Annotated in this window: 21 protein-coding genes; 13 read left to right on the forward strand and 8 right to left on the reverse strand. The window is 63.1% G+C overall.

Annotation, left to right across the window (positions count from 1 at the left end; genetic code table 11):
- Window positions 1-14 precede the first annotated feature (14 nt).
- The 3 genes from P1M51_RS06915 to P1M51_RS06925 are packed head-to-tail and all read right to left on the reverse strand — an operon-like array spanning window position 15 to window position 2,028.
- Window positions 15-389 (reverse strand): VOC family protein, encoded by a 375-nt coding sequence (locus P1M51_RS06915; RefSeq protein ID WP_276247450.1) that lies wholly within the window; start codon window positions 387-389, stop codon window positions 15-17.
- A gap of 43 nt (window positions 390-432) precedes the next feature.
- A complete protein-coding gene (locus P1M51_RS06920) occupies window positions 433-915 on the reverse strand; it encodes a DUF4112 domain-containing protein (RefSeq protein ID WP_276247451.1) in 483 nt (160 codons plus the stop codon).
- Between the two features lie 39 nt (window positions 916-954).
- The gene (locus P1M51_RS06925) at window positions 955-2,028 is read right to left on the reverse strand and encodes an NADH:flavin oxidoreductase/NADH oxidase (protein ID WP_276274923.1); all 1,074 of its coding nucleotides are present in this window, start codon (window positions 2,026-2,028) and stop codon (window positions 955-957) included.
- 112 nt (window positions 2,029-2,140) lie between these two features.
- Between P1M51_RS06925 and acnA the strand changes: the two genes are divergently transcribed.
- A complete protein-coding gene (gene acnA / locus P1M51_RS06930; protein WP_276274924.1) occupies window positions 2,141-4,918 on the forward strand; it encodes an aconitate hydratase AcnA in 2,778 nt (925 codons plus the stop codon).
- A 119-nt stretch (window positions 4,919-5,037) separates the two neighbouring features.
- Here acnA and P1M51_RS06935 read toward each other — a convergent pair whose 3' ends face one another.
- The gene (locus P1M51_RS06935; protein ID WP_276274925.1) at window positions 5,038-6,075 is read right to left on the reverse strand and encodes a sodium:calcium antiporter; all 1,038 of its coding nucleotides are present in this window, start codon (window positions 6,073-6,075) and stop codon (window positions 5,038-5,040) included.
- Between the two features lie 129 nt (window positions 6,076-6,204).
- Between P1M51_RS06935 and P1M51_RS06940 the strand changes: the two genes are divergently transcribed.
- The 6 genes from P1M51_RS06940 (at window position 6,205) to P1M51_RS06965 (ending at window position 11,752) form a co-directional block, all read left to right on the forward strand.
- Entirely contained in the window at window positions 6,205-7,032 is an 828-nt protein-coding gene (locus P1M51_RS06940) for a M48 family metallopeptidase (protein ID WP_276247455.1), read from the forward strand.
- 145 nt (window positions 7,033-7,177) lie between these two features.
- On the forward strand, window positions 7,178-7,528 hold the full coding sequence (locus tag P1M51_RS06945; RefSeq protein ID WP_276247456.1) for a hypothetical protein: 351 nt from the start codon (window positions 7,178-7,180) through the stop codon (window positions 7,526-7,528).
- Window positions 7,529-7,585: 57 nt separating this feature from the next.
- A complete protein-coding gene (locus tag P1M51_RS06950; RefSeq protein WP_276274926.1) occupies window positions 7,586-9,160 on the forward strand; it encodes a succinic semialdehyde dehydrogenase in 1,575 nt (524 codons plus the stop codon).
- Between the two features lie 4 nt (window positions 9,161-9,164).
- The gene (locus P1M51_RS06955; RefSeq protein WP_276274927.1) at window positions 9,165-10,253 is read left to right on the forward strand and encodes an SDR family oxidoreductase; all 1,089 of its coding nucleotides are present in this window, start codon (window positions 9,165-9,167) and stop codon (window positions 10,251-10,253) included.
- 479 nt (window positions 10,254-10,732) lie between these two features.
- Entirely contained in the window at window positions 10,733-11,413 is a 681-nt protein-coding gene (locus tag P1M51_RS06960; protein WP_276247459.1) for an AzlC family ABC transporter permease, read from the forward strand.
- Entirely contained in the window at window positions 11,414-11,752 is a 339-nt protein-coding gene (locus tag P1M51_RS06965; protein WP_276247460.1) for an AzlD domain-containing protein, read from the forward strand.
- Here the strand turns inward: P1M51_RS06965 and P1M51_RS06970 are convergent.
- On the reverse strand, window positions 11,749-13,263 hold the full coding sequence (locus tag P1M51_RS06970) for a DASS family sodium-coupled anion symporter (RefSeq protein WP_276274928.1): 1,515 nt from the start codon (window positions 13,261-13,263) through the stop codon (window positions 11,749-11,751). The two genes, P1M51_RS06965 and P1M51_RS06970, sit on opposite strands and share 4 nt — an antisense overlap.
- An 86-nt stretch (window positions 13,264-13,349) precedes the next feature.
- Between P1M51_RS06970 and P1M51_RS06975 the strand changes: the two genes are divergently transcribed.
- Window positions 13,350-13,736, forward strand: a complete 387-nt coding sequence (locus P1M51_RS06975; protein WP_276247462.1) for a hypothetical protein — start codon at window positions 13,350-13,352, stop codon at window positions 13,734-13,736.
- A 15-nt stretch (window positions 13,737-13,751) separates the two neighbouring features.
- On the opposite strand, the gene P1M51_RS06980 is transcribed toward P1M51_RS06975, so the two are convergent.
- Window positions 13,752-14,447 carry a CAP domain-containing protein gene (locus P1M51_RS06980; protein WP_276247463.1) on the reverse strand — a complete coding sequence of 232 codons (696 nt, stop codon included), beginning with the start codon at window positions 14,445-14,447 and terminating at the stop codon, window positions 13,752-13,754.
- Window positions 14,448-14,698: 251 nt separating this feature from the next.
- Here P1M51_RS06980 and P1M51_RS06985 point away from each other — a divergent pair, with 251 nt between their 5' ends.
- Window positions 14,699-15,604 carry a plastocyanin/azurin family copper-binding protein gene (locus P1M51_RS06985; protein WP_276247464.1) on the forward strand — a complete coding sequence of 302 codons (906 nt, stop codon included), beginning with the start codon at window positions 14,699-14,701 and terminating at the stop codon, window positions 15,602-15,604.
- 9 nt (window positions 15,605-15,613) lie between these two features.
- Here P1M51_RS06985 and P1M51_RS06990 read toward each other — a convergent pair whose 3' ends face one another.
- Window positions 15,614-16,852, reverse strand: a complete 1,239-nt coding sequence (locus P1M51_RS06990) for a heme ABC transporter ATP-binding protein (protein WP_276247465.1) — start codon at window positions 16,850-16,852, stop codon at window positions 15,614-15,616.
- Window positions 16,849-17,958, reverse strand: coding sequence for a vitamin B12 ABC transporter permease BtuC (gene btuC / locus P1M51_RS06995; protein WP_276247466.1), 1,110 nt, complete (start codon window positions 17,956-17,958; stop codon window positions 16,849-16,851). The genes P1M51_RS06990 and btuC overlap by 4 nt, the downstream gene beginning before the upstream one ends.
- Before the next feature lie 61 nt (window positions 17,959-18,019).
- On the opposite strand from btuC, the gene P1M51_RS07000 reads away from it, so the two are divergent.
- From P1M51_RS07000 to P1M51_RS07015, 4 genes are read left to right on the forward strand one after another with little or no spacing between them, the layout of a single operon-like run.
- On the forward strand, window positions 18,020-19,111 hold the full coding sequence (locus tag P1M51_RS07000) for a PGF-CTERM-anchored ABC transporter substrate-binding protein (RefSeq protein ID WP_276274929.1): 1,092 nt from the start codon (window positions 18,020-18,022) through the stop codon (window positions 19,109-19,111).
- 57 nt (window positions 19,112-19,168) lie between these two features.
- The gene (gene srp19, locus P1M51_RS07005) at window positions 19,169-19,447 is read left to right on the forward strand and encodes a signal recognition particle subunit SRP19 (RefSeq protein WP_276247468.1); all 279 of its coding nucleotides are present in this window, start codon (window positions 19,169-19,171) and stop codon (window positions 19,445-19,447) included.
- On the forward strand, window positions 19,444-19,665 hold the full coding sequence (locus P1M51_RS07010) for an H/ACA ribonucleoprotein complex subunit GAR1 (protein ID WP_276247469.1): 222 nt from the start codon (window positions 19,444-19,446) through the stop codon (window positions 19,663-19,665). The genes srp19 and P1M51_RS07010 overlap by 4 nt, the downstream gene beginning before the upstream one ends.
- A gap of 36 nt (window positions 19,666-19,701) precedes the next feature.
- Window positions 19,702-20,688 carry a presenilin family intramembrane aspartyl protease PSH gene (locus P1M51_RS07015; protein ID WP_276247470.1) on the forward strand — a complete coding sequence of 329 codons (987 nt, stop codon included), beginning with the start codon at window positions 19,702-19,704 and terminating at the stop codon, window positions 20,686-20,688.
- Window positions 20,689-20,691 lie beyond the last annotated feature (3 nt).

Raw genomic sequence — 20,691 nt, forward strand, 5'->3', positions numbered from 1 at the left:
GCCCGAATTTTCGACTATCGAGGCGAGTGGAGGCCAATCGCGTTCCCCTCTGAATCCCGAATCACGCCGTAGAACCCCTCCTCGCCGAGCGACGTCTTCGGCGTGAGGACGCGACCCCCCGCGTGTTCGACCTTCGAGAGCGCGTTGTTGATGTCGCCGTCGACGCGGAGGTAGACGCGAGTCCCGTGCTCCGCCGGTTTCACGTCTCTACGCTGGGTGAGTGCCCCGCTCACCCCGGTTTCGGTGACGGGAAACAGGGCGTGGGGGACGCCCATCAGGTTCGTCACTTGCAAGTCGATACCGAGTATCGTCGTGTAGAACGTTACCGCCCGGTTTAAATCTCGAACCGGAATCTCGAACCAGGTGATGGCATCTCCGGTTTGCATCATCCCTAGGGAATAGGCCCGGACCGAGAATAACGTCTCGCAGACTTCAGAGGAGGCCAAGCCGGGTCACGAGCAACGACACGAGCGCGACCACCGCGAAGGCGACGACCACGAGAACGAGCAACAGACCCGCGCTCGCGAGCAGGAGGAATCGTTCGTCGGCGACGGCCCCCGAGGCGTCTTGATGGCGCGCTTCGAGGAGCGCGACGTTCCGGGCGTTTGCTTTCCACACGGCGTCGAACAGGTCGCCGATGATGGGTATCGACCCGACGGTGGCGTCGATGACGAGGTTGAACACCATTCGGTACAGGGTCGGTCGTGGAACGCCGATAGAGGCGGCCTCGAAGACGATGTAGACGGAGAGCGCCGTCGTCGGCAGGTCACCGACGACCGGTAGCATTCCGACCAGCGGGTCGAGGCCAATGCGGTAGTTCGTCCCGGGGACGCGAATCGAGTTGTCGAGCAGCGTGCTCAGCGAGCGCAGATTATCGAGCGTGTCCTCGGTCTGCTCCGCGGGCGTTTTTCTCACACTCGAGTCCACGCGCGCCGGGGTTTTCTGTGTTGTTGCTCACACCGCCCGGCGGTACTGAACCGGCCACTCAGCCTCCTCGCCGAGTTCTTCTGCGGCGTGGAGGGCAAAGTACGGGTCACGGAGGTGTTCGCGCCCGACAATGGCGAGGTCGGCACGACCGTTTCGGATGAGGGCGTCTGCCTGTCGCGCGTCCTTGATACCGCCGACTGCGCCGACGAGTGCGTCGGTCGCCTCCCCAACCTGCTCTGCGTACGGGACCTGATAGTTGGGGCCGCTGTGGGGTAGTTGCTGGTCGGGGTGGAGGCCACCCGCGCTCACGTCGATGAGATCTGCACCGTCTGCGGCGAGCAGTGGGGCGAGTTTCACCGAGTCCTCGACCGTCCACGACTCGCGGTCTGGCAACCAGTCGGTCGCGGAGATACGCACGAATACGGGTTTGTCCTCGGGCCACACCTCGCGGACGGCGCGAGTTACTTCGCGGGTGAGGCGCGTGCGATTCTCGAAACTGCCGCCGTATTCGTCCTCGCGGTCGTTGCTCGCGGGCGAGAGGAACGAATGGAGGAGGTAGCCGTGAGCGGAGTGCACCTCGGCGATGTCGAACCCGGCGTCGCGGGCGAGTTCTGCCGACCGGACGAACTCGGCTTTCACGTCCTCGATATCTTCGGCAGTCATCTCGCGGGTCTGGGGGGCGTCGTCTTTCGGGTAGGGACCGCTCGGCGCGAGCGTCTCCCAGCCGCCTTCGTCGGGCGAGAGTCCGTGACCGCCATCGAAGGGGCGGGCGTTGCTCGCCTTGCGCCCCGCGTGGGCGAGTTGGATGGCCGGAACTGACCCCTGTTCGGCGATAAAGTCAGCAATCGGGGCGAGTGCGTCAGCGTGCTCCTGACTCCAGAGACCGAGGTCGTTCGGGGAGATGCGCCCGGCGGGCGAGACGGCCGTCGCCTCGGCCATGACGATGCCCGCACCGCCGACGGCGCGACTGCCGAGGTGGACCTCGTGCCAATCGGTCGCCAGCCCGTCGGTATCACAGGAGTACTGGCACATCGGCGAGACCATGATTCTGTTGCGCGCGGTGGTTTCGCGGATGGTGAGCGGGTCGAAGAGGTGTGTCATACCGGGGGTAGGCCACTTTCCCTTAAATTCGTGCGTATGGTGGAGGGACTTGCCGCGGGTCAAATCCGCCACAACGACACCTTTCAATACGCGTGGGTCTGTACCAATTCACATGGACGGACCGAACCCATTCGGTGCCATTCGCGAATTCGAACACGATGGTACCACCTACAAAATGGCGGACCTCACAGTCCTCGAAGACGAGGGTATCTGTGAGCCGTCTCGCCTCCCAGTCAGCATCCGCATCCTCCTCGAATCTGTCCTTCGCAACGTAGACGGCGAGCTGATTACCGAGGAAGACGTGCGCAACGCCGCCTCGTGGGCTCCCGACGTGCCCGACGTGGAAGTACCGTTTACGCCCTCGCGCGTCGTCCTCCAGGACCTGACCGGCGTCCCCGCAGTCGTGGACCTCGCCGCGCTCCGCTCTGCGGTCGAGCGCAAGGGCAAGGACCCGAAACTCGTCGAACCGAGCGTCCCCTGTGACCTCGTCATCGACCACTCCGTGCAGGTGGACTTCTACGGTTCGGAGGACGCCTACGAGCAGAACGTGGAACTCGAGTACGAACGCAACAAGGAGCGCTATCGCGCCCTGAAGTGGGCCCAGCAGGCGTTCGACAGTTTCCGCGTGGTGCCGCCGGGAACCGGCATCGTCCACCAGGTGAACTTAGAGTACCTCGGCCAGGTCGTCCACGACCGCGAGACGGACGGCGAAAACTGGATCCTCCCTGACACCCTCGTCGGAACCGACAGCCACACGCCGATGATCGGCGGCATCGGCGTCGTCGGCTGGGGTGTTGGCGGCATCGAGGCCGAAGCCGCGATGCTCGGCCAACCGATTACGATGAAACTCCCCGAAGTCGTCGGCGTTCGCCTCACGGGCGCGCTCCCCGAGGGCGCGACGGCGACCGACCTCGTGCTCCACGTCACCGAAGACCTCCGCGAGGTCGGCGTGGTCGACCGGTTCGTCGAGTTCTTCGGGCCCGGCGTCGGTAACCTGACCGTCGCAGACCGCGCGACCATCTCCAACATGGCTCCGGAGCAGGGGTCCACTATCAGCGTCTTCCCGGTGGACGACGCGACGCTCGACTACCTCGAACTGACCGGCCGCGACCCGGAACACATCGAACTCGTCAAGGAGTACCTGCAAGCGCAGGGCCTCTACGGGGAGCAGGAACCGGAATATACGGAAGTCGTCGAAATCGACCTCTCCGAGATTACGCCGAGCCTCGCCGGGCCAAAGCGCCCCCAGGACCGCGTCGGCATGCCCGAGATGAAGCGTCACTTCCGGAAGCTCGTCCACGGCGAGTTCGAGGACGAACTCCACGAACTCGACGAGGAGCAACTAGCCCGCTGGCTCGGCGAGGGCGGCCACGAGGACGACCCACGCCGGAAACCTGACGTGCCCGAGGTCGGCGAACTCTCGAAGAAGATTCCCGTCACGATGCCCGACGGCACGGAGACCGAAATCGGCCACGGCTCGGTCGTCGTGAGCGCGATTACGAGCTGTACGAACACCTCGAACCCGTCGGTGATGATTGCCGCCGCCCTGCTCGCGAAGAACGCAGTCGAGCGCGGCCTCGAAGTGCCGTCGTTCGTGAAGACGAGTCTCGCACCCGGCAGCCGCGTCGTGACCGCGTACCTCGAAGCCTCCGGCCTGATGCCGTATCTGGAAGAACTCGGCTACAACGTTGTCGGTTACGGTTGTACGACCTGTATCGGGAACGCCGGGCCGCTCCCAGAACCAATCGAGGACGCCATCGACGCCCACGACCTGTGGACCACGTCGGTGCTTTCAGGGAACCGCAACTTCGAAGCCCGCATCCACCCGAAGGTGCGCGCGAATTACCTCGCCAGCCCACCGCTCGTCGTCGCCTACGGCCTCGCCGGGCGGATGGACATCAACTTAGAGAAGGAACCACTCGGCACGGACGACGAGGGCGAGCCAGTGTACCTCGCGGACCTCTGGCCCGGCGTCGACGAGATTCAGTCCACCATCCAGCAGAGCGTCGCTCCGGAGATGTTCAAAGAGAAGTACGCGGACGTGTTCGAGGGCGACGAACGCTGGGAGGCGCTCGAAGCCCCTACGGGCGACGTCTACGAGTGGGACCCCACCTCGACGTACATCCGCGAACCGCCGTTCTTCAAGGACTTTCCGCTCGAGAAACCCGGCGTCTCCGACATCGCGGACGCCCGCTGTCTGATGCTCCTCGGGGACACGGTGACGACAGACCACATCAGCCCCGCCGGGCCGTTCAGTTCGAACCAACCGGCCGGCCGGTGGCTGCTCGACCAGGGCGTCGAACCCGTGGACTTCAACACCTACGGCTCCCGCCGCGGGAACCACGAAGTCATGATGCGCGGGACGTTCGCGAACGTTCGCATCCGAAACGAGATGTTAGACAACGTGGAGGGCGGCTACACCATCCACTTCCCGACGAACGACGAGACCACCGTCTTCGACGCGAGTGGCCGCTACCGCGACGAGGACACGCCGCTCATCGTCATGGCCGGCGTCGAATTCGGGACCGGCTCTTCTCGTGACTGGGCCGCGAAGGGGACGGACCTCCTCGGCATTCGCGCGACAATCGCAGAGAGCTACGAGCGCATCTACCGCGACAACCTCGTCGGCATGGGCGTCCTCCCGCTCCAGTTCCAGGAGGGCGACGGCTGGGACAGCCTCGGCTTAGACGGGGACGAGCACTTCCACATCAAGGGTCTGGACGACGGCCTCTCGGTGAAGGACGAACTCACCGTCGTCGCCGAACGTGCTGACGGTTCGACCGTCGAGTTCCCAGTGACGGCACAGGTCGGGACGCCTGCGGCCGTGAAGTACGTCGAAAACGGCGGCATCCTGCACCTCGTGCTCCGCCGACTGTTGCAGAACAACTGAAACGAACAGGGGCATCCCTCGTTTTAACCGGCGAGGAGTCCCGCACGGAAGCCACCGCGGCCGTCGTGCTTTTTTGTAGATGTATTTTGCGGGTGCTCGTATGCGCTCTCCAGCCCGTATCAAGAGCTACTGAGTAGTTGTGTGAGTCCAACGGTTTCTGCAAAGACCCACCCGAAGAACAGTATATACAGGATGAGGAGGACGTACGCTTCGGGGCTAGACAGCGAAAGATTCGTTCGCAGAAGGGTAAACAGCACCACGGTTACGACGGTTAAAACGGCAAGCATCGGTATCGCGACCGCGAAGTCGATGCTGACACTGCCTACGATAAGCACCCCAATGGGGATGGCGACGAGGAGGTCGAACGTGTTCGACCCGAACACGTTTCCGAGGCTGGTTACGCCTCGTCCGGCCCGCGCTGAGCGAACACTCACGAGCAGGTCTGGCAGACTCGTTGCCGCCGCGAGGATGGTCACGCCTGCGAGGAAGTCGGGGACGCCGAACGTCTCACCTGCCGATTCGATACCGCTGACGAGCAACTCGACGGCGATGAGGATGACCACGAGGCCGAGGAGTAATCGTCGCCATTCGTGGCCGACGGCGATTTGCTCGGGTTCGACGCCGGGGTCGAAATCTGAAACATCTTGCCACTGGATGAACAGATACAACCCATACAGCAACAGTGGAATCAGGGCGAGAAGCCGTGTGAGTTCTCCGACCAACGCACCGGCGGCTGGAACTGGTTCGTAGATGACGGCGAGCGCCAGTGTCAACACGAACACGGCCACGGCAACCATGTAAAACAGCGCCTCTTTGTAGACGATCGCGCGACCGGCCTCGAGGTCCTGGTCGGACAGGATGTTCGAGACGGCCGGGATGACGAGGATGTTGAAAATAGCCGACCCAACGATTGCTCCCACCCCCATATCGAACACCCCAGAGAGCGCAGTAAAGACCACACTGGCGAGTTCCGGAAAACTCGAACCGACAGCGACGACGACGGAGCCTTGCACGACGGCAGGAAGCCCGTAGTACGCAGACAGCTGCTCGGCTGATTCTTCGAGCCATTGACTGCCGAACCAGGTGGCGACGGTCCCTGCCAGGATTACGATGGCTGCGATACCCGGCGCATCGGCGGGCACGAAGTCGAAGACCATTCGATTTGGGTATTCAACGCTGACAGAAAGAAACCACCGATGTGTCTGCCGATTCGAGGGACAATCCAGTCGGCACAATTCGACAGCCAGATGAAATACATAAGTAGTTCAAGAGAGATACTTCGCCAAATGAGACATTTCGGCCTCAAAGTACGGATGGCGGTTGCAGGGACAATCCTGTTCGCCTTCTACATGGTGATTGCCACAATTGCGTGGAGCATGACGGGATCTATCGCTCTCGTCGCCGTGCTGAGCCTGCTGCTCGTCGCCGGGCAGTACAAACTCGGCAAGTGGCTCGCGGTTCGCAGCGTCGGCGCGGAGGACTTGCCAGAAGACCGCTTTGCGGACATCCACCGCACGACCGAGCGCCTGAGCGAGGACATGGGCATCCCGAAGCCACGGCTCATGTACGCGCAGATGGGGTCGCCGAACGCCTTCGCCGTCGGGCGCAAGGGCAGCGGCACGGTCGTCATCAGCACGGAACTCATGCAGCTTCTCGACGACGACGAACTGGAGGGCGTCATCGCCCACGAACTCGCGCACATCATGAACCGCGACGTGGTGACGATGGTGCTCGGCCAGTCCGTCGCGATGCTCATCGGCTGGGGCGTCTACTTCATGGTGCGCCAGGTCGCAGACGGCATCTTCGGCTGGATTCTCGCGTGGATTGCGAGCGTCATCGCCAACATGCTGGTCATGATATTCGTGCTCGTCATCTCGCGGGTCCGCGAGTACGCCGCAGACGAGGACGCCGCCTACTACACTGGCAACCCGGAGGCACTCGCCAGCGCGCTCGCGAAACTCGGCCACGTAAACCAGCAGATAGAAGAGACGAACATCGACGACAGCGTGAGCGCGATGTGCATCTTCGGCGTCCAGAAGGGCCTGTTCGCCTCGCTGTTCGCCACGCATCCGCCAATCGAGAAGCGCATCAACCGGCTTCGCCAGCGGAACTGAGTCACCCTCGGCTTAATCGTGTTTCCTCGCTTTCTGATATAAATTTCAGATCTATAAAATACAGAAAAAATATATCTAACTCACACTTATTTTGGTTATGGAATATTCGCGTCGGACTGCTCTCAACTTATTGAGTGCTGGATGTATGGCTGGACTCGCAGGCTGTTCACTCCCATTTAATCAAGACGCTGCCTCTATTGTGATAGTAAACAATCACGATATTTCACACACATTTGCAATCAGGGTAACCACACAAGGTGAAGATGAAACGGGAGGCACTGACTATTACGGGGGCAAAGCATCGGTAAACTCAGGTACAGAACATAGGATCAATAACGCAATCTCCCATCCAGATTATGTACCAGACGTATATGTCTACGTCGTCGTCGATACCGAGAAGAAGGGGCAGAACGAAGTCGCATTTGATTTTCGGGAGCTGCGAATAACCTATACAGCAAACGAACAGATTGAGATTGAACCGGTCGGAAAAGTATAAACTCGCTGCCTGTCTCCGCGCTAACGTTTTTCCACCCTGACCGAGTAGTGAGCAGTAGTGACTGCTTCGACAATCTGGCCCCCGCGAACCGACCGGGAGCACCTGGACGACCTCGTGAAGACGGTCACGGTCGCGGCCGACGACCGTGCGCAACGCCCGGTGTTGTCGCCCTACTCCGACGAGAACGTCGGGTCGGTCCCCGACTGTACGGCAGACGACGTGGAACTGGCCGTCTCTCGCGCCCGGAAAGCCCAGCGTGAGTGGGCCGACCGTGACCCAGCGGAGCGTGCCGCCGTGTTCACGCGCTACCACGATATGGTGCTCAACCGGCAGGACGAACTGCTCGACGTGATGCAACTGGAGAGCGGGAAGGCTCGCCGCCACGCCTTCGAGGAAGTCCTCGACGTGGCGAACACGGCCCGCCACTACGCCCACCGCGCCGAAGGGTATCTCAAAGATGAGGAGCGAAAGGGCGGCCTTCCACTGCTGACGAAAACACACCAGTATCGCCACCCGATCGGCGTCGTGGGCATCATCTCGCCGTGGAACTACCCGCTGACGCTCGCCGTCTCGGACGCGATTCCTGCACTGCTCGCGGGGAATTCGGTCGTGCTCAAGCCGGCGGAGGAGACACCGTACACCGCCCTGCTCGCCGTGAAGTTGCTCCGAGAGGCAGGCATCCCGCCGAACGTGTTTCAGGTGGTTACGGGTTCGGGGTCGAAACTCGGCCCCGCGCTCGTAGACGACGTGGATTTCGTCCAGTTCACCGGGAGCACAGAAACGGGGCGGAAAGTGGCGGAACAGGCGGGGCGCAACCTCGTCCCTTCGTCGCTCGAACTCGGCGGGAAGAACCCGATGGTCGTCTTCGACGACGCGGACATGACGTGGGCCGTCGACGGCGCGATTCGCGGCTGTTTCACCAACGCCGGCCAACTCTGCATCGCCTTCGAGCGCCTCTACGTCCAGTCGGGCGTCTACGAGGAGTTCCGCGACAAACTGGTCAACCGGACGCGCAGCCTCCAGCTCGCGGCGAGTTACGACCACGACGCCGAGGTGGGGTCGTTGATGGGCGAGGAACAATTGCAGAAGGTCCAGGACCACGTGGACGACGCCGTCGAGAAGGGCGCGAAGGTGCTCACGGGCGGCCGACACCGCCCCGACCTCGGGCCGTACTTCTTCGAACCAACCATCCTCGAAGGCGTCACCGACGACATGAAAGTCGCCCGCGAGGAGACATTCGGGCCGGTCGTGACGCTCCGGTCGTTCCGCCGGGACCAGGAAGCCATCGAACTCGCGAACGACTCCGAGTACGGCCTAAACGCGGCTATCTGGACGGAAGACACAGAGCGGGGCCGCGACGTCGCCCGGCAAATCGAGTGCGGAACCGTGAATCTGAACGACCCCTACACCGCGGCGTGGGGGTCTGTAGACGCGCCGATGGGTGGGATGAAACAGTCGGGACTCGGCCGACGGCACGGTGCGGAGGGATTCTTGAAGTACACCCAGACCCAGACGGTCGCAGAACAGCGCATCCACCCAATCGCCCCACCGCGGCCGATTCCGATGCGTCTCTACGCGAAGGGGATGAGCGCGATTCTGAAGGTCATGCGCCGAATTCCGGGGCTGCGGTGAGCCGATGACGCACGTTCTGTTCACCGGCTTTCCCGGCTTCCTCGGCGACGCGGTGCTCGAACGCCTGCTCGCGGTAACCGACGAGGAGACGACGTTCACCTGTCTCGTCCAGCCACGCTTCCGAAAGCGAGCAGAGCGCAGGCGCGGTGTCGTCGCCGCGTGGGCAGACACGACTCCAGACCGGGTGGAATTCGTCGAGGGCGACATCACGGTGGAAGGATTGGGCCTCGATGCGCCCGAGGAATTACACGAGGCGGTGGACCAGGTGTTCCACCTCGCCGCCGTCTACGACCTCGGCGTCTCGCGAGACGTGGCGATGGCAGTCAACCGCGACGGGACGGAGAACGTCCTCGCGTTCGCCCGAGAAGCCGACGCAGACCGGTTTCACTACGTTTCGACGTGCTACGTGAGCGGTCGTCACGAAGGCGTCTTCGGCGAGGAAGACCTCGACGTCGGTCAGTCGTTCAACAATCACTACGAAGAATCGAAGTTCGAAGCCGAACTGGCCGTCCAGCGAGCGAAGCGCCGGGGACTCGCGACGACCATCTACCGGCCCGCCATCGTCGTCGGCGACAGCGACACCGGCGGCACGCAGAAGTACGACGGGCCGTACTACATTCTCCAGTGGATGCTCCGCCGGAGCGGGCGCGTGGTGCTTCCGGTCGTCGGGAAACCATCGCGAACGGAGGTGAATCTCGTCCCCCGCGACTACGTGGCGGCGGCCATCGCCCACCTTAGTCAACAGCCGGAATCGAAAGACACGGTCTACCAACTCTGTGACCCCGATCCGCCAACGGCGAGCGAACTACTCGCCGCGTTCGAGGCGGCGGCCGACCGGCGCTTGCTCCGTGTTCCGCTGCCGAAATTCCTCGCGAAGAACGCGCTGGACTACGTGCCCGGCGTGTACGACCTGTTCCGAATTCACCCGGCGGTCGTCGATTACTTCGACCACCCGACGAGTTACGTCTGTCCGAACACGATTCGCGACCTCCACGGCTCTGGTATCGAGTGCCCGCCGCTCGTGACCTACGCGCCGGCGCTCGTCTCGTTCATGCGCAAACACCCCCACCTCGGCTGGGGAGCGCGGGTGTGAACTACCCTGCCCTACCGCGCTCGGGGCTACTCGCCCCTCGCGTGTTGAGGACAGGGCTTCCTGTTTCTGTGTCGGAATTTATACCCGAAGGCACAGGGATTCCAGACTCCGCAGGCGACTTCCCTTTACAGGCGGTTCGGAGTGTCCCACTCCTACCAGATGGACACTCGGCCACAACCGACGGTGCGCGCTTCTTGTCGGCGTTCGAAAGGCGCGACGCGCCTTTCGTGATGACGAAACGGCTTCGCCGTTTCGAACCACGCTTGAACACCGTCGGAGACGTGGTGAGCATCGTACTACCGCGTTCGACCGTGTGGGTAGTAAACATATCGATAGACGTGCAAACAAACTGTGCGGCGCTGAATCCCCTCCCTACGCCCTCACTCCGTTCGGGCGTTGAGGAAGGGGGCTTAGCGCCTCAATTATGCTAATTTCGTCGGAAAGCAAGCGTTATCCGCGACTGCGGCCGACCATTGTGTATGTCTGCTGCTCGGGCCAGTTTTCGCTCGGGAGTCGTCGATTGTCTCCCCCTCATCCTCGGCATCGTGCCCTTCGGCCTCATCTCCGGGGTGGCCGCCATCGAGGTTGGGCTCTCTGCGGCCCACGCTCTCGGCATGTCTGTCATCATCTTCGCGGGCGCGTCGCAACTCGCGGCCATCGAACTCATCGGTCAGGACGCCCCGGCGCTGGTCATCGTCGTCACCGTTCTCGTCATCAACGTTCGCATGATGATGTACAGCGCCTCCATCGCACCACACTTCCAGCGGTTAGAGGAACGCTGGAAACTCATGCTCTCCTACGTCCTCACTGACCAGGCCTACGCCCTCTCAATTCTCAAGTTCGAACAGGAAGACGTCCAGAAGCGGTGGTACTACCTCGGCGTCGCGCTCCCGCTGTGGATCGTCTGGCAAATCGCGACCGTGGTTGGCATCGTCCTCGGCGCGAGCATTCCGTCGGAGTGGAACCTCGGCTTTACCGTCCCGCTCATCTTCCTCGCGCTACTCGTCCCCACGATGAAAAATCGCCCCTCCGTCGCGGCCGCAGTCGTGGGCGGAGGTGTCGCTGTCGCCGCGGCGGGATTCCCGTTCAACCTCGGCCTCCTCGTCGGCGCACTGTGTGGCATCGTCGTCGGCGTCGTCGTCGCGGAGCGTGGTCGGTAGATGGCGGTGAACATCGACCCGCTCACCCTGTGGGGCATCATCCTCGTCGCAGGCCTCGGAACGTTTCTCATCCGTCTCTCGTTCATCCAATTGTTCGGCTGGATGAACGACCTTCCGCCGCGAGCAGAGCGCGCGCTCGGATTCGTCCCGGCGGCGGTGCTTGCGGCGCTCGTCGTCCCCAGTTTCCTGCTCGTAGACGAATCGCTCGCCCTCACGTTTTCGAATCATCGACTCATTGCGGGCATCATCGCCGGAGCTGTCGCCTGGCGCACCGAGAACCTGGTCGCGACGCTCGTGACGGGCATGGTCGTCCTCTGGATTCTCACCGTCCTGCTCTAGGCGAGCAGGACGGGCCACACCCGAAGCAGCAGCGAGAACAACACGGTCAGGACGAGCGACATGACCACGTCGAGGAGGAGCCCCGCCCGTAACATCTCTCCGCGAGTGAGTTCGCCCGTGCCGTACACGATGGCGTTTGGCGGCGTCGCCACGGGAAGCGCGAAGCCGTAACTCGCGGCGAGTGCGCCGGCCAGCGCGAGCGACAGGGCGACGTCAGTTGGTCCGACGCCGAACGCACCCCCACTTTCGAGGCCGGCGGTGATGAGAACCGGGGCGAGAATCGCGGCCATGGCGGTGTTCGATGCGAGTTCGCCCGCCAGGATGGTCACGGACACGATGACGAATAGTACCACGACTAGCGGTGCGTCGATGACCGAACCGAACACACTGGTCGCGAGCCACGCGGTGGCTCCGGTTTCGGTGAGTGCGTTCGCAAGCGAGAGGCCGCCACCGAGAAGTAAGAGCGTGCCCCAGTCGATGTCCGCAAGGTCGTCCCAGGTTACGGTGTCAGCGAGGAGGAGTGCCGGAATCGAGAGCAAACCGACGATGACGAAGTAGAGCGCGCCCTGGTGAGCACCGCCACCGACCAGACTCGGTCCCGGACCGCCAAACAGCGTCGTATACACCGGGGCTGGCAGGACGTCCTCGAAAAGAACCCCGAGTCCGCCGAGTACCCACAGGCCGGCTGTCACGCAGAAGATGAGGGCGACACGGCGAGCTGCTGGCGTGAGCGGACCGTCACGTTCGAGCGCGGTCTTCGTCTTGCGGCGGGCCGCAGAGACGTCGCTTGTGGCCGGTGGAAAGACCACGAACGTGAGAACGAACCAGACAAGCGGGAGTGTGAGCGCGACCACTGGGATGCCGACGACCATCCACTCGAGGAAACTGATTTGGATGCCCGCAAACTCGTCGAGTGCCGCGACCACGATGGCGTTTGGTGGTGTGCCGATGAGCGTCCCGACTCCGCCGACGCTCGCCGCGTAGGCGATGCCGAGCAGCAACGACCGATGGAGATTCGTGTGCCCGGCGTTCGGCCCCGTCACCTGCGTCGCCAGACCGAGTCCGATAGGGGCCATCATCGCCGTCGTCGCCGTATTCGAGATGAGCATCGAGAGTGACGCCGTCGCCACCATCACCGCGAGGACAAGTCGTCGCGGCGACGTGCCGAGCCTGAGCAGCAAGACGTACGCGATTCTGCGGTCCAATCGCTGACGCTGGAGCGCCGCGGCGAGCATGAATCCCGCGAGCAACAGGAAGACGACGGGGTCTGCAAATCCGGTGAGCGCGTCTCCCAGTTGCGGAGTGACACCAAAGAGCGTGAGCAGGACGGGTATCAACAGTGCCGTGACCGGGAGCGGGAGTGCCCCAGTCACCCAGAGAACCGCGGCAAAAATGGCAGTCGCGAGTGCGAATTGCCCCGTCTGTGTGAGTCCATCTGGTGTGGGAATGGTCGCGAAGAGCCCTGCCAGTGCAACGGCGAGCACGACGAGCCTCGCGTCTCCCGAACCCATTGCCATCGATAGGTCTCCCTGGCTCAAAAATACTGCCCAGTGACCTGTCACAACACCTTTGGTACTGACCTCGGTAGCAACGAGCGATGGACGACGCCCCCACCCGGAAGCCCGTACTGCAAATCGGCGGGTTCTTCGTCCTCGTGAACGCCGGCCTCGGGAGCATTGGACTGCTTGCGAGTCTCCTTCGGGGGCAGTTTCTCGGCTCGATTTTCGTCCTCGTCGCGGCCACCGTGACGCTGCTTTGTGGCCCGCTGTTGGCCGGCATCTGCGGGTTCTGGGTCGGGACGAGAGAGGCTGCCCGGCTGGTCGGCGTACTCGTCGCCCTCGGCTACGTTGGCGGGAGCCTCGTCTCGCTCGGCCTGTTGAGTCTCGTCGGTGACCTCCCGCTCGCCCAACTCGGCGGCAGTCTGCTGTTGTTCGCGGTGCCGACGGGGCTGGTCGGCGCTGGCGTGAGCTATCTGGTCAAATAAAGGAAAAAGCCGACGTTAGCAGTACGTGGCGGTGGCGTACACGATACCATCGTCGGTGACTCGAACGCCCACACCAACCTCGTCTGCGTCCTCGAAGACGACGTATCGCGAGTCAACGTTCCGGTCGAGCCACGCATTCACCAGTGCGTCTGCGACCTGCTGTTCGTTCTCGTTGATGCGCTGTTCGCCGTTGACGGTGTAGTTCATCCCGACTGTGGTGCGACCGATGTTCTCTGCGCCGCGGTGGTAGTAGCCCTTCGAATTATCGAGGATTTTACACTGCTCGTAGAGGCCGTAGTTGCGATACCGGTCCTCTGCGGTTTCACCGCTCGGCGAGGTGTGGCTGTAGTAGTCCTTCTCAACCATATCGTCGGTGTGGTAGGTCGCCATCTCTACCAGTGTCTTGTCAGTTCGAAGCGTCTGCACGCCCCGGTCTTTCCGCTCTGCGTTGATCCGTTCGTAGACGAGCAGCTCGACCCGCGTCTCGTTTATCGAATTGGGCCGGACCGATGGACGCTCGGTGGTCGCGACTTCCGTCGTCTGTGCTCCCGGTTGTTGTGTCTGTACGTCCGTCTGCGTCGTCGTGCTGTCTCCCCCAAGGTCAGCGTCATCTCCTTGCTTCGTCGCCAGTTGCATCCCCAGCAACCCCCCAACTGACAGGGAGGTAAACACGACAACCGCGAGCGCGATAACTGCGGCCTTGTTTACCATCTTCAGGTAATATACACAGAATGAATAGATTAATGTATCGGACAGTCAGATAATCGTGAACATTGGGCTCGGTTCCGTCCGCAGAACCGAGATACGCTGACGCATAGGGCAGCGAACACAAACGAATCATCGTTCAAACAATAGTGACTTCCCGTCGGTCGAAACCATCTGGATTAAGATATCAATAATGGCCCCAGTCACGTATTCGTGAAGTATACCAAAGATTCGACCTGGTGAACTGTCACTTGCCCATGGTACATATCGATGATGACCAGACAGGCGAGATGAAGACCGCGTGGCCGCGACGCCGCAGCGTGCTGAGAGCGGTTGGCGCGGGTGCCGCGATACCGTTTCTGACCGGCGTTGGAGCGTCCTCGACGGCCGACCCGGCTACCTGGACCTACGGTCGGTTACAGGAAGACGACGAGGGAGAAAATGGAGAAAATGGCGATGGAGAGACGGTGACGGCACACGTCGTCCACTTACTCGAGACCTTCCCGCCGACGAATCCGAATCGACCGCTCGATTTCTTCTTCCAGCCGACGGGACTGCACGTCGAACCGGGCGACGTCTTGAAATTCGTCTTCGACACGCCGCGACACACGGTAACGTCGTATTCGAACGCATTCGGCCAGGCGAGACGCCACCCGGAGGGGGTTCGGGGGTTCTCCTCGCCAGTCCTCGGTTGGGTCCCGGGGACCGCACCGGTCCCGGGCGAAGGGGGTGACGGTGGCCAAGGCGGCAACGGCGACGATTCCGGTCAGAACGACACTGACGACCAGACGGGACCGGTTCCCGAAGTCTGGCTGCTGACGCTCGAAGAGGCAGGCGTCTACGACGTCTACTGTGCCCCGCACGAGGTGTTCGGCATGGTCATGCGCGTCGTCGTCGGCGACGTCGCAGACGAGGACGTGGACTTCGAATTCGAAGACGCGGAGAATCTTCCCGAAGAGGGAGTCGGTCCGGTGGGTCTCGCACGGGAAGTCCTCACGGACCCGCAACTCACGCCGGCGGCGATTCAGGAAGCCGGGTCGGTCCGGTGGGAAGACCTCGATGCGAACCAGTCGAACGGTAGCGACGGAAATGGGAACGGAACCGATGGCAACGGAAACGGTGGCGAAGGCTCCGACGAAGACCCGGACGCTGGTGGCCAGTAACGGTTCCGACTATACACTGTTTTGCGGCGAGACGAGCGAATCGACGGCTCCGAGGAGGTCACTCGGCGTGACGACGGCACCCCACGCACAGAGGTCACGGTAGGCGATGCTCGCCGCCGAGCCGGCGTAGTTTCGCTCGGCGAACGGTCGTTCTTCGACGACGAGCAAGCGGTCTGCTGCGCCCGCGAGGTCGAGGATGGGCTGATTGCCGATGCCGATTTCCACGTCCGCGAGGACGGTTACGTCGGCTTCCCTAACGAATTCGCGGGCCGCGGCTATCGTCTCGTCTGAAAGTGGGGCGAACGGGGCTTCGACCACGGTTTCTAAGCCGAGCAACCGCGCGGTTTCGAGGTCCGAGTCACCCTCGTTGAGAACGCCGACGGTCACCTCGTAACCCGCCGCAGAGAGGAGATACTGGAGTCGTGAACTGGTGCCACCGCCGCCGATGACGTGGACGTGTGCGTCTCGGGATGCGCCGCGTTCGGGCAGTGCGGTCACGTAGACGGAGTGGGTTACCGGGTGGCGGGCGACGACCGCTCGCGTGTCGAATGCGCTCGCGAGAGCCTCTTCCGTGAGGACGGACTCCGGCGCGCCTGCGGCGAGCATCTGCCCGTCTGCGAGCAAGAGCAGTTCGTCGCAGTAGTGGGCCGCGAGGTTCAGGTCGTGAATCGCCGCGACGGCGGTCTTGCCCTCGGCGACGAGGTCGGAGACGAGTTCGAGCGTCCTGACCTGGTGGTTGATGTCGAGACTTGCCGTCGGTTCGTCGAGCAGGAGCACGGGCGTTTCCTGAGCGAGTGCGCGGGCGAGGATGACGCGCTGGCGTTCCCCGCCCGAGAGTTCGTCGATGTTCCGGTCGGCGAATTGTTCGGTCTGCGTCCGTGCGAGGGCGCGGTCTACCGCGTTCGCGTCAGCCGTCGTCTGGCGGTCGAACCGGGACTGGTAGGGATGACGCCCCATCGCGACGATGTCGCGGACGGGGAACGGGAAGGCCACCGACGTGTCCTGCGGGACGGTCGCGACCAGCCGACTGGCCGCCTTCGCCGAGAGGTCGTGGACGTTCTGTCCATCGACCGCAACCGTCCCAGAATCCGGGTCGATTGCACCGTTTATCGCCCGAAGGAGCGTCGTCTTGCCCGCACCGTTCGGGCCGACCAGTCCGACGAACGTGCCAGCCTCGACGTTCGCGGAAATCGCGTTGAGCACGTCCACCGGGCCAAAGGATACGGAAATTCCGTCTATTGAAATCACAGGCGATGCACCTCCCGACGACGGAGCAAGTAGAGGAAGAAGGGAGCGCCGAGGGCGGCGGTGACGATGCCGACGGGAAGTTCTGCGGCCCCCGCTCGGGCGACGGTGTCCGTGGCGACGAGGAACACTGACCCGGCGATGGCACTCGTCGGCAACAGAATGCGATGGTCGGGGCCGACGAGCAGGCGCATGACGTGGGGGACGATGAGGCCGACGAAGCCGATGACGCCAGAGACCGCGACTGCGGCGGCGGTGACGATGCTCGCGACGGCAAGCAGGATGCGCTTCGTCCGCTCGACTTCGACACCGAGTGAGTGAGCATCTTCCTCGCCCATGAGCAGGATGTTGAGGTCGCTCGTGTAGGCGAACAGAATCGCCACGCCGAGGCCGACGAACGGGATGGTCACGGTGACGCTCGCCCAGGTGCTCGCGTGGAGGTGCCCCATCAACCAGAAAACTGCCTCCCTGAGGCCGTCGCCGCTCTGGAGCAGGGTGTACGAGATGACCGCGCCGAGGAAGGTCTGGACGGCGACCCCGGCGAGCAGGAGCGTGGCGACGGGGGTTCGACCGTTCTCGGTGGCGAGGACGTACACGGCGAAGGCGGTGACGAGTGCCCCGGCGAACGCCGCCGCCTGCAGTCCGAAGGGGATGGCGAGGGGGAAGGCGATGGTCGCGACCGCGCCGAGGGCCGCCCCGGAGGAGACGCCGACGATGGACGGGTCGGCCATCGGATTGCGGAAGAACCCCTGCATCACCGTGCCGGCGGCGGCGAGGGCGAACCCGACGACGGCCCCGAGCAGGATGCGTGGCAGTCTGAGTTTGAAAACGATGGTCTCGCTCGTCGCGGGGACGTCAAACGCAAGGAGTGGGCGAACCGAGACGTCGATGTTGGGGACCGGAACGCCAGCGTTGAGGAATGGAATCGACGCGGATTGCAGCTGAAGCGACACGTCCGAGGGCACAACGAGGGTGTGTTCCAGGAGAATTTTTGCCACGGTGAGTGGGTCGATGCGGACCGGCCCCATGGCCGCGCTCACGAGGATTACCGCGAAAAGCGCGACCAGCAGGCCCGAAACCCACGCACTCACTCGTAGCTCCTGGCGCATGATTGAAAGCGTGCTTGCGTTAGATAAATACTTATTGCATAACGGGCGAGGGTGTACTACGATGAACACGAGACTCATCCGAGTGCTTGCGGTTTTCGTGGTGCTCGTCGGCGGGGTTGGTCCCGCGATGGCTGCCACGTCCGACACAGCACCCGCGATGCAACAGGAGAACTGCTCGTTCCCGTTCACGGCGACGGACGCCACGGGAACCGAAGTCACCGTTGACGGCGAACTCGAATCGGTCGTCGCCCTTCAGCCGAGTGCCGCCCAGACGATGTGGGAAATCGGCGCGGAAGAGAAGGTCGTCGGGATGCCCGTAAACAGCTACACCAGCTCCCTCGAAGGGGCTGACTCCCGCGAAAACGTCGTGAACGAAGACCAGTTTTCGGTGAACGTAGAGAAGGTCGTCGCGCTCGACCCGGACCTCGTTCTCGCCCCGAACATCGTCCCCGACGAAACGGTGTCGAAACTCCGTGAGGCCGGCCTCACCGTCTACAAATTCGAAGCAGCTGCATCTCTCGACGCCGTCTACGAGAAGACGCTGTTGACCGGCAACCTCGTGGGTGCCTGTGAAGGCGCAACCGAGCGAGTCGACGCCATGAAAGGACAGGTCGCCATCGTCGAGAACGCCACCGAGGGCGAGGACGAACCCCGCGTGCTCTACCTGACCGGTGGCTTCACCGCCGGTAACGGGACGTTCATCCACTCGCTCATCGAGCGCGCCGGCGGCCAGAACGTCGCCGCAGAGGCGGGCATCACGGGCTACGCCCAGATTTCCGACGAAGTCGTGGCCGAACAGGACCCCGAGTTTATCGTCGTGGACACGGGCGTCCCGGAGCCGCGCGTTCCTGAGCAGGCTCCCTACACAGAAACGACCGCCGTGAAGCAGGGGCAGATCGTGACCCTCGACGCGAACGAACTGAACCAGCCGGCGCCTCGAGTCGTCAACCCGCTCGCCGAGATGGCGAAGGCGTTCCACCCCGAGGCGTACGCCGCAGCGAACATCACCGAGACGGCGACGGCCACGCAGACCGAGGCGAACGAGACGACGGAGAATTCGACCGAGACGAACGCTGACGGACCCGGCTTCGGCGTCACGGCCGCCGTCGTCGCGCTCGTCGCAGCGACGCTGTTCGCGCTCCGGCGCGTCTAAGCTACCACCCGTTTCGACAACAGAAGGCGTTTAATCCGGGCGGGCATTCTCACGGATATGGTCGAGAACGTCATCTGGCCCGCCTATCTCGATGCTGCGTTGACGCGAAGCGAGGGCCGTCGCGTCCCAGAAGACCTCGCCGTCGAGAACCCCACGGTCGATGAAATCGCAAAGGCCGTCCAGCAGGTCGGCTACGACGCGGTCATCGAGCGCGACAAAGCCTACTCCCGCGAGTTCGAGACCCGCGGGCGCGTCCTCGTGAAGAACGCAGACGATGCGGGCAAAAGCGACCTCGTGCAAGCGGTCGCCGTTTACGTCGGAGTCCTTCGCGAATGAAGCGCGTCGGCGAGGTGTCGCGGGTCGCACAGGGACTCGCCATCGTTCGGCTTCCGGGCGAGGAATACCCGAACATCGGGACCGAGGTGATAGACGAGAATCTCGAGGAAGTGGGCCGCATCGTGGACGTGTTCGGCCCCGTCTCCCAGCCCTACGTCGCCATCTCGTCTGACCGACGCCCGGCGACACTCATCGGCGTGAAGCTCTACGCCCGGTAGCGAAACGAAAAAGGCGACGGCCCGCCTGCTTTTTGTATGGACCATCGCTCGCGGATGTATCTCGCCACCGCCGCCACGGTCGGCATCTTCCTCCTCGTCCAACTGGGTGCGCTCGCACTCGTCCAGCCCTTCGATACGGCCGGCTATCAGGCAGTCGAGAACCCCGAAGACCCGACGAACAGCGTCGTCTACATCGCCGCAATACTCGTCGCAACGGGCGTGATGCTCCTCGCATTTAAACTCGACCTGACGTGGATCATCCGCGGCCTCATCGTCTTCTCAAGCGCGCTCGTCTCACTCTACGTCTTCACCATCCTCATTCCGCCAGTCGTGACTGTCTCCATCGGTGGTGCGCCAACGCACATCCTCCCGGTGGTCGCCGCAGGGTTGCTCGCCGTCCTCCTACTCGCCTACCCCGAGTGGTACGTCATCGACGCCGTCGGCATCGTGATGGGCGCGGGCGCAGCAGGCCTCTTCGGCATCAGCTTCGGCCTCCTGCCGGCCATCGTCCTGCTCACCGCCCTCGCCGTCTACGACGCCATCAGCGTCTACGGCACCGAACACATGCTCACGCTCGCCGAGGGCGTGATGGACATCAAAGTGCCCGTCATCCTCATCGTCCCGCTGTCGCTCTCGTATTCGTTTCTCGCAGAAGGCTCCGACGACGATGCGACGGAGGATGACGACGCAGAACCAACGGAAGCCGACGACGACGGCGAGCGCGACGCCTTCTTCATCGGCCTCGGCGACGCCGTCATGCCCACCGTGATGGTGGCCAGCGCGGCCGTGTTCGCGCCCGCGCCGATGTTCGACGTTGGGGCACTCACGATGAATCTTCCAGCCCTCACCGCCCTGATTGGGACGATGCTGGGGCTGCTCGTCCTGATGTTCATGGTCATGAAGGGGAAGCCACACGCCGGTCTGCCACTGCTGAACGGCGGCGCAATCGGCGGCTACTTGCTCGGTGCGCTCGTGAGCGGGATTTCGCTGGTGCAGGCGGTTGGACTGGCGTCGTATCTCTGATTA

Source organism: Haladaptatus sp. QDMS2, from assembly GCF_029338295.1.
Taxonomy (GTDB): domain Archaea; phylum Halobacteriota; class Halobacteria; order Halobacteriales; family Halococcaceae; genus QDMS2.